The sequence below is a fragment of the Arthrobacter sp. YAF17 genome (assembly GCF_052113365.1).
Classification (GTDB): Bacteria; Actinomycetota; Actinomycetes; order Actinomycetales; family Micrococcaceae; genus Arthrobacter.
Map to the genome: position 1 here is coordinate 1 of NZ_JBFRDB010000022.1, position 15,013 is coordinate 15,013.

A 15,013-nucleotide genomic window follows, 5' to 3' on the forward strand; every position below is an offset into this window, starting at 1 on the left:
GTGGCGCAACCTGGTCAATTCAACCAATTCAATACAATAAATTGGTATCAACAAACTTGGCACACTATTGAGTTCTCAAACAACAGACACACCCGGCACCACCACAACCTCAGCCGTGGATCGCTCCGGAGCAACTTATCTAACTTACCGGGCCGCTTCACCCTTGTCAAATCGCCATCCCGACTCAGTCTCGCCGTGAGGCATCTGGGTCTTGTTGGCCGATCAACTCCGGGGAGCAGCGCGGAAATAAACTCTACCACCACTTCGTCCTGGTGACAAAGGGGCGCCGCTGCACCCTCCTGCAGAACGCCAAAAAAGCCCGGAATCACGGGGATTCCGGGCTCTTCGGCGTAGCTTAGCCTGCCCGCCGCCGGGGCACCGGGCCCGGCGTCAGCTCACGGGTTTGAAGTACGCGGCACCCAGGGGAGGCAGCGTGACGGTGAGGGTGGCCGGCTGGCCGTCGATGCCCACATCCGTTGCTGTCAGCGTGCCGCTGTTCAGGACGCCGGATCCCCCATACGTGTCGGCGTCGGTGTTCAGCGCTTCCTGCCACTCCCCCACCGCGGGGACACCGAGGCGGAAGTCGTTGTGCGGGCCGCCCGAGAAGTTGAAGGCGCAGACCAGCGGGTTGCCCGCGGCATCCCGGCGGATGAAGGTCAGGACGTTGCGGTCCGAATCCCCGCCGTTGATCCACTGGAAGCCGGCGGGGTCGTTGTCCTGTTCGTAGAGCGCCGGCGTGGCGCTGTAGAGCTCATTCAGGTCCTTGGTCAGGAGCTGCATGCCCCGGTGCGCCGGAATTTCGGCCAGCCACCAGTCCAGGCCGTGCTGCTCGGACCATTCGGCTTCCTGGCCGAATTCTGTGCCCATGAAGATCAGCTGTTTGCCCGGGTGCGCCCACTGGTATCCCAGGAAGGTGCGCAGGTTGGCCAGCTGCTGCCAGCGGTCTCCGGGCATCTTGCGCAGCATCGATCCCTTGCCGTGCACCACCTCGTCGTGGCTGATGGGCAGCAGGAAGTTCTCCGTGTAGGCGTAGACCATGGAGAAGGTGACGGTGCCGTGGTGCCACTTGCGGTTGAACGGATCCTCGGAAATGTACTTGAGCGAGTCGTGCATCCAGCCCATGTTCCATTTGATGCCGAAGCCCAGGCCGCCCTGGCTGGTGGGCGCCGTGACGCCAGGGAATGCGGTTGATTCCTCGGCGATCATCACCGCGCCGGGGTGCGTCTTGTAGACCGTGGCGTTGACTTCCTGCAGGAAGGAGATGGCCTCGAGGTTTTCCCGTCCGCCGAACCGGTTCGGTTGCCATTGCCCCTCCTCACGGGAGTAGTCGAGGTAGAGCATCGAGGCGACGGCGTCCACGCGCAGGCCGTCGATGTGGAATTCGTCGAGCCAGTACAGCGCGTTGGCGACGAGGAAGTTGCGGACCTCGCGGCGGCCGAAGTCAAAGATCAGCGTTCCCCAGTCCGGGTGTTCGCCAAGGTTCGGGTCGGCGTGCTCGTACAGCGCCTCGCCGTCGAACCGGGCCAGCGCCCATTCATCCTTGGGAAAGTGAGCCGGCACCCAGTCCAGCAGCACGCCGATGCCGGCCTGGTGGAGTTCGTCCACGAGGTACCGGAATTCGTCGGGGTGGCCGAAGCGCGACGTCGGGGCGAAGTAGGACGTGACCTGGTAGCCCCAGGATCCGCCGAAGGGGTGCTCTGCCACCGGCATGAATTCCACGTGGGTGAAGCCAAGCCACTTGACGTAGGCCACCAACTCTTTGGCCAGTTCCCGGTAGCTGAGACCGACCCGCCAGGAGCCGAGGTGCACTTCATAGACACTCATCGGCGAGTTGTGCGGATCCTGCCCGGCCCGGGCCTCCATCCACTCTGTGTCCTTGAAGGCGTAGGAGGGCTCGACGACGCGCGACGCCGTCAGCGGCGGGACCTCGGTGCCGAACGCCAGCGGATCCGCCTTCTCCACCCAGTAGCCGTGCTTGGTCCGGAGCTCAAATTTGTAGCACGCCCCTGCTACAACGCCCGGGATAAAGAGTTCCCAGACCCCGGAGGAGCCGAGGGACCGCATCGAGTGCTGCCGCCCGTCCCAGCCGTTGAAGTCGCCCTTGACGCGCACCGCCTGGGCGTTCGGCGCCCACACCGCGAAAGAAACGCCGTCGACGTCGCCCATGGTGGACTTGTAGTGCTGGACATGTGCGCCGAGCACATCCCAGAGGCGCTCGTGGCGGCCTTCACCGATCAGGTGCAGGTCCAGTTCACCGATGGTCGGCAGGTAGCGGTAGGGGTCATCGGCTGCCTGCGGCGTCTGGCCCTCGTAGGTCACTTCCAGCCGGTAGTCCGGCACATGCCCCGAGTCCACCGGCTCCAGCACGGCAACCCATACCCCGCCGGACTCGTGTGTCATCGGGAAAGTGCCGGCGGCGGTCACAACGGAGACGGCTTCGGCGAGGTGCTTGACCGTGCGGATGGTGACGTGCCCGTGGTCATCGAGGTGCGCGCCCAGGACCGAGTGCGGCGCATGGTGTTCGCCGGAGGCGACCCTCGCCAGGGTGTCCGCATCCACCGGCATGGGACTTCCTGGACGATCGATACGTGCTGAACCTGTCATTTTGATACCTTCCGCTGCGGCTTCGGCCGGGACGCCGGAGCCAGTACTGCCGAGGAGACGACGTGATGCGTGGACCGGAATGGGGAGCCAGTCCGGTCTGTTCCGTAGTTCGTAGATGACTTCGTAGAGCGCTTTGTCGAGCCAAAGCGCCACGAAGAGGGGCGAATCCCGGTCGATGCTGCCGGGGATGACTTCCGCGTAGCCGGCCAGGAAGGCCTCGGCGCAGTCATCGACCCAGGATTCCGGGACGTCCGCGTCCGGGTGCTCCCGGATGGCCGCGCCGGCGGCGTAGTCAAAGGACCGCAGCATTCCCACAACGTCGCGCAGCGGGACATCCGGGAAATTGCGCTCAGAAATCGGCCGGAGCGGCTCGCCCTCAAAATCGAGGATGGCCCAGCGCGGCGCCTTCCCGGCACCGCCCGGAACCTGGAGGATCTGCCCGAGGTGGAGATCGCCGTGGATCCGTTGCAGGGGGCCGGCGCCGCTGCCTTCGAGCCGCACGAGGAGCCGGTCAAGTGCTTCACTAAAGGGGCCGACGGCGGTCCCGGCCTGCGCCCAGGACTGACGCACGCGCGCGGCCACACCGGGCGCAATGTCGCCGCCGGGAACGGATTCGGAGGCGACGCCGAGGGCCTCGGCAAGCCGGCGGTGCACTGCTGCGGTGGCGGCGCCGAGCGCGTGGGCCTCGGCGGTGAAACCCCGCCCGCCGCTCGCCGCATCGACGGCGAGCCGCCAGGCATCCAGCCCGCCCGCAAGAAACTCGTGTGCCACTGCCAGTTCGCCGACCGCGGTGCCGGTGGCGTTCTGCCCGGACGGGGGCTCCCACTCCCCGGTCACCCAGCCGAGGGTGGCCGGCACTTCAACGGTGTGTCCGGCGGTCAGGGCAGCACCGATTTCCACCTCCGGGTTCTGGCCTTCGGACAGTACCCGGAAAAACTTCAGGATCGCGGCGGATTCGCCGTCGTCGACGATCACCGAACTGTTGGACTGCTCCCCGGAGAGTACTTTCACGACGCCGGTGGCCCGGGGCAGGACGTAGCCGGATGCAACGAGGTGGCCGGTCGCGTTCCCGGACGGAGGGCTGCCGCCGCCGCGCATCAGTTCCAGCCATGCCGCGATGAACGCCGGGTCGTGGACGCCGTCGTAGATCCACCGGGCACCGGGCGCTCCGGCGGAAGTCTCCGCCCCGGCGGATCCGGCCTGGCCGGAGGCTCCGGCGGGACCTGGCCCGGAAATCTGACCGATCAGCGCTGATTCCGCCCCCAACAGAGGCGCGCTGCGGATGCTGAGCGGGACCTGGACGACGTCGGTACGGGAACCGTCCGGCGTCGGGTAGCTCACGGCCAGCAGCAGCACCTCGAGTCCGGCAGCGGTGGCGCCGCCAGGACCGCCGGGGCTGCCAGGTCCGTCCGGGCCGCTGGCGAGGCTCAGGCCCCCGGCCGGTTCGAAGCTGAACGCCGCGCTCTTCACGGGGAACCAGCGCTGGCGCCGAAGCCAGCCGCCGAGCAGTCCGCTCAGGGCAGGGGTAAGGGTCGGTCGGCTCATCTCAGCCTTCGATGGACAGGATCGGCATGGCCTGCGTGTGGGGCGACGCCGGGTTGGAGGCGGCCGAGCGGATCCGCAGCCAGAAGAAATCGTGGCTGCCCAGGGTCAGCGTCAGGGTTCCGTCGTCGGAGATCGCCGGGAACGCCTGCCCGCCGAACACGTCCCGCAGGCCGCGGCCGGCGAACCTCGGAACCCTCAAAGTGGTGGCCACCGGGTGCTGGGACAGGTTGAAGGCGCACAGGACAGTCTCCGGCTCCTCACCGGCGGCGTTACCGGCCGGCAGTTCGCGCAGGTAGGCGAGGACGACGTCGTGGTCCGCTTCGACGTGCTCGAAGCCGCCCAGCCCGAAGGCCGGGTGGTTCTTCCGGACACTGAGGATCTGGCGGGTCCAGCGCAGCAGCGAACCGGAATGCGCCGCCTCGGCCTCCACATTGGCCATGCTGTAGTTGTAGACCAGCGACTGGATCACGGGGAGGTAGAGCTTGCCCGGGTCGGCATTGGAGAACCCGGCGTTGCGGTCCGGGTTCCATTGCATCGGGGTGCGGACCGCGTCGCGGTCCTCGAGCCAGATGTTGTCGCCCATGCCGATCTCGTCCCCGTAGTACAGGAACGGGCTGCCGGGCAGGGAGAGCAGCAGGGCGTTGATGAGTTCGATCTCGGAGCGGGAGTTGTCCAGCAGCGGCGCGAGCCGGCGCCGGATCCCAATGTTGGCGCGCATGCGCGGGTCCGGGGCGTACCAGCCGAGCATGGCGGCCCGCTCGTCGGCGGTGACCATTTCCAGTGTGAGCTCGTCGTGGTTCCGCAGGAAGGTGCCCCACTGGGCGCCTTCGGGGATGTTCGGGGTGTCCTTCATCGTTTCGATGATGGGCGCCGCCTTCTGGTCCCGCAGCGCGTAGTAGAGCCGCGGCATGATCGGGAAGTGGAATGCCATGTGGCATTCCGGTTCTTCCTGGCTGCCGAAGTACTCCACCACTTCGGCCGGCGGCTGGTTTGCCTCGGCGATGATCACGCGGCCCGGGTAGCTTTCGTCGACCATCTTGCGCAGCTTGCGCAGGAACTCGTGGGTCTGCGGCAGGTTCTCGCAGTTGGTGCCCTCTTCCTCGAAGAGGTACGGGATGGCGTCCGCACGGAATCCGTCGATGCCCTGGTCCAGCCAGAACCGTACGACGTCGAAGAGCGCGTCGATGACTTTGGGGTTCTCAAAGTTGAGGTCGGGCTGGTGGCTGAAGAAGCGGTGCCAGAAGAACTGGCGGCGGATCGGGTCGAAGGTCCAGTTGGATTCCTCCGTGTCCACGAAGATGATGCGGGCGTCTTCGTACTTCTCGTCCGTGTCGCTCCAGACGTAGAAGTCGCCGAACGGCCCCTCCGGATCCTTGCGGGATTCCTGGAACCACGGGTGCTGGTCCGAGGTGTGGTTCAGCGGGAGGTCGATGATCACGCGCACGCCGCGGGCATGGGCCTCCGCGACGAGGCGCTTGAAATCGCTGATGGTGCCGAATTCGTCGAGGACGGAGTTGTAATCCGAGATGTCGTAGCCGCCGTCCCGGAGCGGTGACTGGAAGAACGGCGGGAGCCAGAGGCAGTCGACGCCGAGCCACTGCAGGTAGTCCAGTTTCTCGATCAGCCCGTGGAAGTCACCGGACCCGTCGCCGTTTCCGTCCGCGAACCCCCGGACCAGCACTTCGTAGAAGACCGCCTTGCGGTACCAGTGGGGATCATGCTGGAGGCCGGGCGCGTTCAATTCAAAGGTGCCCTTCGGGCTGAAGTGCTGGCTGGGGTTCGTCGCGCTGAAACTCACTCGTGCTACCTCCGGATGCTAAGAATGTGCGCGGGTTCCACGTGGGCGTCCAGGCGAACGTAGTTGTACTCGCCCCATTCCCAGCTCTCGCCGGTCACCAGATCATCCACCAGGAAGCGGCCGTTGTGCGTCAGGTTCTCCGGGTCCAGCTCCAGTGCCGCCAGGTCCAGGGTCACCGTGCTTTCCCGGATGCCGTGCGGGTCTACGTTTACGACGACGATGAGCGTGTCCTTGGTGCCGTCGGGAAGGGTCTTGTGCTTCGAGTAGACGACTGTGGCGTTGTCCGTGCTTGCGTGCACCGTCAGGTTCTGCAGGTCCCCGAGGGCGGGGTGTGCCCGGCGGATCGCGTTGAGCCGGGTGAGGTATGGGGCCAGCGTCCGGCCGGATTCGGCCGCGGCGTCCCAGTCACGGTCCTTGTACTCGAATTTCTCGTTGTCGATGTACTCCTCGGCGCCGGGCCGGGCCACGTGCTCGTAGAGTTCGAAGCCGGCGTAGACGCCCCAGATGGGACTGGCAGTGGCAGCCAGTGCGGCCCGGATTTTGAACGCGGGCGGCCCGCCATACTGCAGGAATTCGGTCAGGATGTCCGGGGTGTTGACGAAGAAGTTCGGCCGGAAGAATGCCGGCGATTCGTGGCTGACCTCCTGGAAGTACTCCTCCAGTTCCTCCTTGGTGTTCCGCCAGGTGAAGTAGGTGTAGGACTGCTGGAAGCCGGCCCGCCCCAGCGCGTGCATCATGGCCGGGCGGGTGAACGCCTCGGCGAGGAAGACGACGTCGGGGTGCTTCTTGTTGACCTTGGCGATCAGCCATTCCCAGAACCACACCGGCTTGGTGTGCGGGTTGTCGACGCGGAAGATCTTGACGCCGTGGCTCACCCACAGGAAAACGATGCGCAGGATCTCGTTGGAGAGGCCGGCGGGGTCGTTGTCGAAGTTGAGCGGGAAAATGTCCTGGTACTTCTTCGGCGGGTTCTCCGCGTAGGCGATGCTGCCGTCAACGCGGGTGGTGAACCACTCGGGGTGGCTTTGGACCCAGGGGTGGTCCGGCGCGGCCTGCAGCGCGAGATCCAGGGCGACTTCCAGCCCCAGTTCCCCGGCCCGCGCCACGAAGGCGTCGAAGTCTTCAAACGTGCCGAGCTCCGGATGGATGGCGTCGTGGCCGCCCTCCTTGGCACCGATGGCCCAAGGGGAGCCCGGATCGTGCGGCCCGGCGAGCAGCGTGTTGTTCGGGCCCTTGCGGTGCTGGATGCCGATCGGGTGGATCGGCGGCATGTAGATGATGTCGAACCCCATGGCCGCGACGGCGTCGAGCCGCTGGGCGGCCGTGCGGAAGGTGCCGGAGGTCCATTCACCCGTGCCGGGGTCGCGGACGGCGCCTTCGGACCGCGGGAAGAATTCGTACCAGGAGCCCCGGCCCGCGAGCTCGCGCTCCACCAGCAGGGGGTAGTTCTCGGAGACGGTCACCAGTTCGCGGATCGGCTGGCGGTCGACGACGGCGGCCACCTCGGGGCCGAATCCGGCGGCGAGGCGCTCCTCGGGCGTCTTGCCGGCGTCGTTGAGCCCGACGACGGCCATCCGCAGGGTCCGCCGGTCCGCGGACGGGCGGGATGAGTCCTCGGAGGCTTCGGAGAGCAGCGCGGCGCCCTCGGCCAGCATCAGCTCGACGTCGATGCCGGCTTCGACCTTAACCTCGGCGTTGTGGTGCCAGGTGCCGTAGCGGTCGTGCCAGGCCTCGATGACGAAGGACCAGTTGCCCGTGGCGGTCGGGGTCAGCAGGCCTTCCCAGCGGTCGGTTCCCTTCCCGCGGTTGCCGCGGGGCGGGGCGAGACGGACGCGCTGTCGTTCTTTTCCGCGGGGATCCAGCAGGACAGCGCTGACGCCGAGCAGGTCGTGGCCTTCGCGGAAAGCGGTGGCGCCCACCACCAGGGTTTCTCCGACGACTGCCTTGGCAGGGAATTTTCCGCCTTCGACCGCAGGCTGTACAGCGGTGATCGGAAAACGGCCAAAACGAAGGCCTTCCGTGATCAGGGCCTTCGGCTTTTGCTTGGACACGGCACTGGTTCGCGAGTTAGTCGTCACAGGCTCGACGTTATCGACAAATCGGCCAGATTGCTAAGCCTGCTCAGTTTTTCCGGAGGTTTTCCGGAAGCCGGTCCGTCATTTATACAAAAGAGACTTAAAGCGGTTCCGGGCCCCCGACTTGTCGGTTAGTGTTTCGCTGGTGAAGGCAATCCGCAGATTTACCGTCCGAACCGTTCTTCCCGAGCCGATCCGGCCGCTTGCCCGCCTGGCCACGAATCTTCGGTGGTCGTGGCACCGGCCCACCCGGCAGCTTTTCGAGGGCCTGAACCCGAAAATCTGGGCCGAGAGCTCCCACGATCCGGTGCGCTTCCTCGGCCTGGTCAGCAGGGAGGAGCTGCAGCGCCTCGCCGCAGACCAGGACGTGGTGCAGCGGGTCCACGCCGCCGCCGAGGACCTCGACCAGTACCTCGAGCAGCCCCGCTGGTACCAGAGCCTCGGCGACGGTGCGCCGGCGTGCATCGCCTACTTCTCCCCCGAGTTCGGCATCACCGAGGTGCTGCCCCAGTACTCCGGCGGCCTCGGCATCCTCGCCGGCGACCACCTGAAGGCAGCCTCGGACCTTGGCGTGCCGCTGATCGGCGTCGGCCTGCTCTACCAGGCCGGCTACTTCAAGCAGTCCCTGTCCCGTGACGCCTGGCAGCAGGAAACGTATCCTGTCCTGGATCCCGACGGGCTGCCGCTGACCCTGCTGCGCGAAGCTTCCGCCGACGGCAACGGCAAGCCCATCCAGATCTCACTGCCGCTCCCCAACGGCCGCCGCCTGCTGGCGCACGTCTGGCGGGCCGACGTCGGGCGTGTCCCGCTCCTGCTCCTGGACTCCAACGTGCCGGGCAACGACGAGGCCGCGCGCGGCATCACCGACCGCCTGTACGGCGGCGGCGGCGACCACCGCCTCCAGCAGGAACTCCTGCTCGGCATGGGCGGTGTCAAAGCCCTGCGCGCTTTCCAGCAGCTCACCGGCAGCCCCGCGCCGGAAGTATTCCACACCAACGAGGGCCACGCCGGTTTCCTCGGGGTGGAGCGGATCCAGGAAATGATGTCCGCCGCGGAACCGCTGACCTGGGACGAAGCACTGGCCGCCGGACGCGCCTCCACCGTGTTCACGACCCACACCCCGGTCCCGGCCGGCATTGACCGGTTCGAGGTCTCGCAGATCCAGCACTTCTTCGACGCCGGGCTGGCTCCCGACGTTCCGGTGGCCAAAATCCTGAACCTCGGCCGCGAGGACTACACCGACGGCAACCCGTTCGTGTTCAACATGGCCGTCATGGGCCTGCGGCTGGCCCAGCGCGCCAACGGTGTGGCCAAGCTGCACGGTGTAGTGTCCCGCGGCATGTTCTCCGCGCTGTGGCCCGGATTCGACCACTCCGAGGTGCCCATCACGTCTGTCACCAACGGCGTGCACGTGCCCACGTGGGTGGATCCGCGCGTCTCTGCCCTGGCCCGTGACCAGTTCGGCTCCGACGCGGAAGAGCAGGGCCGCTGGGACCTCGCCTACAACGTCAGCGACGAGGACGTGTGGGCCCTCCGCCGCGAGATGCGCGTGTCCCTCGTGGAGGACGTCCGGCGCCGCCTCCGGGCCGCCTGGAAGAAGCGCGGTGCGGCCGACGCCGAGCTCGCCTGGACGGATTCCGTGCTGGACCCGGACATCCTGACCATCGGTTTCGCCCGGCGCGTGCCCACCTACAAGCGGCTCACCCTGATGCTGCGCGAGCCCGAGCGGCTCAAGGCGCTGCTGCTGCACAAGACCCACCCGATCCAGCTGGTCATCGCGGGCAAGTCGCACCCGGCCGACGACGCGGGCAAGAAGATGATCCAGGACCTGGTCCGGTTCACCGACGACCCCGCCGTGCGGCACCGGATCGCGTTCCTGCCCAATTACGACATCGCCATGGCCCGGACCCTGTTCCCGGGCTGCGATGTGTGGCTGAACAACCCGCTGCGTCCGCTGGAGGCGTGCGGCACCTCCGGGATGAAGGCCGCCCTGAACGGCTCGCTCAACCTCTCCGTCCTGGACGGCTGGTGGGACGAGATGTACGACGGCGAGAACGGCTGGGCGATCCCGACCGCCAACAACGACGCGTCCCCCGAGGAACGCGACGACATCGAGGCCGCTGCGCTGTACGAGCTGCTGGAGACGCAGGTCGCCCCGCGCTTCTACGGGCTCACGGTGTCCGACGGCGCCGGCGCTGCCGGGCCTTCGACGTCGGGGCCGCAGGCTGTCCCCACGCACTGGGTCTCGATGATCAAGCACACCATGTCCCACCTGGGCCCGGCGGTCTCGGCGGACCGGATGCTGAAGGACTACGTCAACGTGCTGTACCGCCCTGCCGCCGTCGCCGGCCGCCGTGCCGTGGCGGACAATTTTGCCGAGGCGAAGGCCCTCGCGGCCTGGACCTCACGGGTCCGGGCCGCCTGGCCCCAGATCCAGGTGGAGCATGTGGACTCGGTGGGTGTGTCGGAGGACCCGCAGATCGGCGACATGCTCCAGGTCAATGCCTACGTGGGCCTGCGCGATCTCACCCCGGATGATGTGTCCGTCGAGGTGGCGTACGGCAAGGCGGAGGACAGCGACGAGCTGGCCGACGTCACGGTGGCGGAGCTGAAGGCGATTGAAGACCTCGGCAAGGGCCGGCATCTTTTCAGCGGCACGGTGGTGATCGACCGGTCCGGTTCCTTCGGTTACACGGTCCGGGTGCTCCCGAAGAACGCGGCCCTCGCGTCCAAGGCGGAACTGGGCCTCATCGTCAACGCCTAAAGCCGTCGTTCCGCAAACCGGCCATCCTCCGCGTGCTCGCTCGTTCCTCGCTTAGACGCACGCTTCCGGATAACCGGTTCGCGGAACGGCCTTGCGCGGCTGCGATTAGAGGCAGACGGCGATCACGGCCAGGTTCTTTCCGGCGTAACGTTCCGCGTCCTGCAGGATTTCGCAGATGACGCCGAAGGAACGGTCCGCGCGGAAGGCTGAAGGGACTTCCCAGATGAACGTGATCGGGGCCTGGTCGTCGTCGGAGACTGCATCGGCGAAGTCGTGCAGGGAATCGTTGAGGGCGTCGAGGTTCACGCCGTAGTCCTCCGGGAAGTCCAGCGTCTCCGCGAACGTCTCGAGGACGGTTCGCTTGGTGTCAGCGGCGGGAATCAGCACCGTGCGCCGGCCGGCGTCGGCCACCAGGGCCTGCAGTTCCTCGATGGTCCAGGTGTCTGCGGAGTAAATCTTCATGGGTTCCTTTATTTTCCTTCGATGATGAATTTGAACGAGTTGTAATGGTCCGCGGTGTAATACTTCTCGCCCGCTTTTCCGGCCACGATCCGGCGGGCGCCGCGGTCCGATTCGCCCGGCGTCGGGACCGTGTATTCCTTGTAATAGCCGGAGGACTTCCGCGGAAGAACGCGCTCGAAATTGCCGAAAGTGACGTCATCGCGGGTGTACGGATAGGGGCCGCCCCGGGCAATGAGCGCCAGCGTCCGGCGGGCTTCGTCGGGAAGTTCCGAGGCCAGCACTTCCGGCAGGCCGGACGTGTTTGCGACGGCCGGCGTCGCGGGCGGGTTCACGACGGCGGACGATGCCGGCGCCGCAGGCGGGCTGGTGGCTGGCTTGGTGCTGGCAGGCTGGCCGGCGTCGGGCGGCGCCGTTCCCTGCTGCGGCATGCCGGCCAGCACAAACGCCAACACCACCAGCCCGGCCAGCAGGGCAAGCAGGGCCGTCAGCCGCTGGAGCTTCACTTGTGGTTCCCCTATGCCTGGATCGAGGGCCGGACTGCGTTTGCCCGCTATTTTGCCCGTTATTACGTGCGGTAGATGTTGATGGAATTGGCCTGCACGACGTCGCGCTCCCCCGAGGCGACCCGGACGCCCTGGCGCCGGTCATGGAGCCCGGACGTGGTCAGGCGCAGTTCGAAGAGCCGGTGGCCGGTGCCGTCCTCGTTGCTGAGCGGCGGCAGCGTGACCTTGACGTCCTGGACTCCGCCGTTGACCACCACGAGTCCGTCCACGTGGCCGTCGTCGGAACCGAGCAGGAGCTGCACCACACGGTGCCCCGGATCCTGCCAGCTGTCTCCGGCCATCGGCTCGCCGCGCTCGTCGAACCAGTGGAAGTAGGACTGCTTATCGCGGGTCGGGTAGTCGTGCGGCTGCCCGGCGAGGAATTCCTTGCGGAGTCGGATCACGCGTTTGGTGGTGCGCAGCATCGAGTGTGATTCGGGAGTGCTGGTCCAGTCGATCCAGGTCATCGGGTTGTCCTGGCAGTAGGCGTTGTTGTTGCCCTGCTGGGTGCGGCCGAGCTCGTCGCCGGCGGTGATCATGGGCACGCCCTGGGAAATCATGAGCGACGCCATCAGGTTGCGGCTGGACTGCGCACGCCGGGCGAGGATGTCCTCATCCTCCGTGGGGCCCTCGAAGCCGTGGTTGTAGCTGCGGTTGTCGCCGTGGCCGTCACGGTTTTGCTCGCCGTTGGCCTCGTTGTGCTTGCGGTCGTAGGACACGAGATCGGCCAGGGTGAAACCGTCGTGAGCTGTGATGAGGTTGACCGAGGCGAGCCGGGACCGGCCGGACGGCTCGAACAGCCGCGCCGAGCCGGAGAGTGCGTCGGCGAGGCGGGCCACGGAGCCGCCCTGCCCGCCGCCGTCGATCGCGGCGCGGTCGGCGAGCCAGAAGCTGCGGACGGCGTCGCGGAAGTGATCGTTCCAGTCCACCCAGCCGGCCGGAAAACGGCCGGTCTGCCAGCCGCCGTAGCCGATGTCCCAGGGTTCGGCGATGAGTTTCGTGGCCGACAGCACCGGGTCGGCGCCGATCGCGACGAGGAACGGGTGCCGGGGATCGAATTCGTTGGCGGCATTGCGGGCCAGCGTCACCGCGAGGTCGAAGCGGAAGCCGTCGATGTGGAACTCAGTCAGCCAGTAGCGCAGTGAATCCAGGACCAGCTGCACCACGCGGGGCTCGCCGAAGTTCAGGCTGTTGCCGCATCCGGTGGTGTCCACGTACTTGCCGTGGCCGTCATTGCGGTAATACGTCATCTCGCCCAGTCCGCGGAAGCTGAGCGTCCGGCCGTCCGGGCCACCCTCGGCAGTGTGGTTATAGACGACGTCGAGGATCACCTCGAGCCCGGCGGCGTGCAAGAGCTTGACCATGCCCTTGAACTCGTCCTGGACGGCCTGCGGGCCGGCCGCCTGCGCCGCCGCCGTGGCGTAGCCGGGGTGCGGGGCGAAGAACGCGGCAGTGTTGTAGCCCCAGTAATTCGTCATGCCGAGGTTTTGCAGGTGCGGTTCGTCCACGTGGAAGTGCACCGGAAGGAGCTGGACGGCGGTGACCCCCAACGCGATCAGGTGCTCGATCATGGCCGGGTGGGCCAGCCCGGCGTACGTGCCCTGGAGGTCTTCGGGGATGTCCGGGTGGAGCTTGGTCTGACCGCGGACGTGCGCCTCGTAGATGATTGTGTTGCGCCACGGGACCCTGGGACCGCGGTCATTGCCCCAATCGAAACCGCTTTCCATCCGGACGCTGGTGATGAAATCGTCGCGCTCGTCCACGGCCCGGCCATAGGGGTCCAGCAGCAGTGGCTGCTCGCCGATTGCATCGAAATCAGTGGCGGGCATGGACAGCGGGAGCGCCTCATGGTCCGGGGAGGCCCGGAACCCGTACCTCGAGCCGGCCGGGATGCCTTCGACGATGCCGTGGTGCACGCCGTCGGTCACATTCGGCAGCGTCTTGAGTTGCCAGATGCCGCCGGGCGCCTGGTAGGCGATCTCGAGGGTGGTCACCCCGGGCGCGTAGACAGCGACATTCGCGAAGGCACCCCGAGGGTCGTCCGTTGCGGGCGACCCGGTGACCGGAACGCTGATTCCCAACGGAAACGCGCGCGAGGCGTCTACCGTGGAAGCTGTGTCTACGTAGGGCATAACCATTGCTTAAAGTTTAGCGGGGCCGAACAAATAACCCCGGTTCCTGCATTTCCTGACGAAGTGCAGTGTACGGAATAGCGGCGTTGCATACTGGAACAAGCGCCGAAATTGGAGGTAATAGTGCGGATTGCACTCGCTCAAATCATCACCGGACGCGATCTGGCCGAAAATCTGGCCCTCGTGGCGGACTACGCGGCCCGGGCCAAAGCCGGCGGCGCAGAGCTCGTGGTGTTCCCCGAGGCCACGATGCGTGCCTTCGGCAACTCGCTCCTGGACATCGCGGAGCCGCTGGACGGACCGTGGGCATCACGGCTGCGCGCCATCGCCGCGGACCAGGACATCGTGATCGTCGCAGGCATGTTCACCCCGGGCGCCGGGGGCGACGGCGGCAAGGTGCGCAATACCCTGCTGGTCACGGGCCGCGGCATCGAGACCAGCTACGACAAGATCCACCTCTTCGACGCCTTTGGCTTCGCGGAATCAGACACTGTCGACGCCGGCACCTCGCCCGTCACCTTCGAGTTCGACGGCGTGACCTTTGGCCTGGCCACCTGCTACGACATCCGTTTCCCGGCACTGTTCACCGAAAACGCGGACCGGGGCGCCGAGGTCAACATCGTGTGCGCATCCTGGGGCTCCGGCCCCGGCAAGGCCGACCAGTGGAAGCTCCTGGCCCGGGCCCGCGCCGCGGACTCCACCACCCTCGTCCTCGCCTGCGGCCAGGGCGACCCCGCCAGCCAGGGCATCGAGCCCAAGGGCGCGGCGCCCACCGGCGTCGGGCACTCCGTCGTCGTCTCCCCGTTCGGAGAAGTCCTCGAAGAGCTCGACGGCGCCCCCGGCCTGCTGTTCGCCGACCTGGACCCCGCCGTCGTCAAGGAAGCCCGCACCAAACTCCCGGTCCTCGCCAACCGCCACAAGTTCTAGGCTGGCCGCGGGTTCGGCCGTGGGCACTTTCGCCGTGGTCACCCTCGCTGTGGTCACGTTCCGCGGACACCGGCGCCTTGCCGTCGCTTAGCGTTCAGCCCCTTCCCAAACTTCGCAAGCTCAGTTCGGGTCCCTCGGGGCTTCTCTTCCTCCCTCCGCTTCCT

The 15,013-nt window shown here is 66.8% G+C and carries 8 protein-coding genes; 2 read left to right on the plus strand and 6 right to left on the minus strand.

The features are described from left to right. Nucleotides 1-390: 390 nt before the first annotated feature. The 3 genes from AB4Y67_RS16115 to AB4Y67_RS16125 are packed head-to-tail and all read right to left on the minus strand — an operon-like array spanning nucleotide 391 to nucleotide 8,025. Entirely contained in the window at nucleotides 391-4,149 is a 3,759-nt protein-coding gene (locus AB4Y67_RS16115; protein WP_441406771.1) for a 1,4-alpha-glucan branching enzyme, read from the minus strand. 1 nt (nucleotide 4,150) lies between these two features. Continuing rightward, on the minus strand, nucleotides 4,151-5,947 hold the full coding sequence (gene treS / locus AB4Y67_RS16120) for a maltose alpha-D-glucosyltransferase (RefSeq protein WP_441406772.1): 1,797 nt from the start codon (nucleotides 5,945-5,947) through the stop codon (nucleotides 4,151-4,153). A gap of 5 nt (nucleotides 5,948-5,952) precedes the next feature. Then, on the minus strand, nucleotides 5,953-8,025 hold the full coding sequence (locus tag AB4Y67_RS16125; protein ID WP_441406773.1) for an alpha-1,4-glucan--maltose-1-phosphate maltosyltransferase: 2,073 nt from the start codon (nucleotides 8,023-8,025) through the stop codon (nucleotides 5,953-5,955). 142 nt (nucleotides 8,026-8,167) lie between these two features. Between AB4Y67_RS16125 and glgP the strand changes: the two genes are divergently transcribed. Beyond that, complete coding sequence (gene glgP / locus AB4Y67_RS16130; protein WP_441406774.1) at nucleotides 8,168-10,786, plus strand: alpha-glucan family phosphorylase; 2,619 nt, start codon at nucleotides 8,168-8,170, stop codon at nucleotides 10,784-10,786. Nucleotides 10,787-10,891: 105 nt separating this feature from the next. On the opposite strand, the gene AB4Y67_RS16135 is transcribed toward glgP, so the two are convergent. From AB4Y67_RS16135 to glgX, 3 genes are all read right to left on the minus strand, one after another. Further along, nucleotides 10,892-11,248, minus strand: a complete 357-nt coding sequence (locus AB4Y67_RS16135) for a barstar family protein (protein ID WP_441406775.1) — start codon at nucleotides 11,246-11,248, stop codon at nucleotides 10,892-10,894. A gap of 8 nt (nucleotides 11,249-11,256) precedes the next feature. Continuing rightward, nucleotides 11,257-11,751: a ribonuclease domain-containing protein gene (locus tag AB4Y67_RS16140; RefSeq protein WP_441406776.1), complete on the minus strand. Its 495-nt coding sequence runs from the start codon at nucleotides 11,749-11,751 to the stop codon at nucleotides 11,257-11,259. Nucleotides 11,752-11,813: 62 nt separating this feature from the next. Continuing rightward, the gene (gene glgX / locus AB4Y67_RS16145) at nucleotides 11,814-13,928 is read right to left on the minus strand and encodes a glycogen debranching protein GlgX (RefSeq protein ID WP_441406777.1); all 2,115 of its coding nucleotides are present in this window, start codon (nucleotides 13,926-13,928) and stop codon (nucleotides 11,814-11,816) included. Nucleotides 13,929-14,045: 117 nt separating this feature from the next. Between glgX and AB4Y67_RS16150 the strand changes: the two genes are divergently transcribed. After that, nucleotides 14,046-14,849 (plus strand): carbon-nitrogen hydrolase family protein, encoded by an 804-nt coding sequence (locus tag AB4Y67_RS16150; RefSeq protein WP_441406778.1) that lies wholly within the window; start codon nucleotides 14,046-14,048, stop codon nucleotides 14,847-14,849. Nucleotides 14,850-15,013 lie beyond the last annotated feature (164 nt).

What these genes read in the sequence shown, in the direction of transcription:
- AB4Y67_RS16115 (WP_441406771.1), bottom strand. Translation starts at nt 4,149, where the DNA reads ATGAGCCGACCGACCCTTACCCCTGCCCTGAGCGGACTGCTCGGCGGC.
- AB4Y67_RS16135 (WP_441406775.1), bottom strand. Translation starts at nt 11,248, where the DNA reads ATGAAGATTTACTCCGCAGACACCTGGACCATCGAGGAACTGCAGGCC.
- glgX (WP_441406777.1), bottom strand. Translation starts at nt 13,928, where the DNA reads ATGGTTATGCCCTACGTAGACACAGCTTCCACGGTAGACGCCTCGCGC.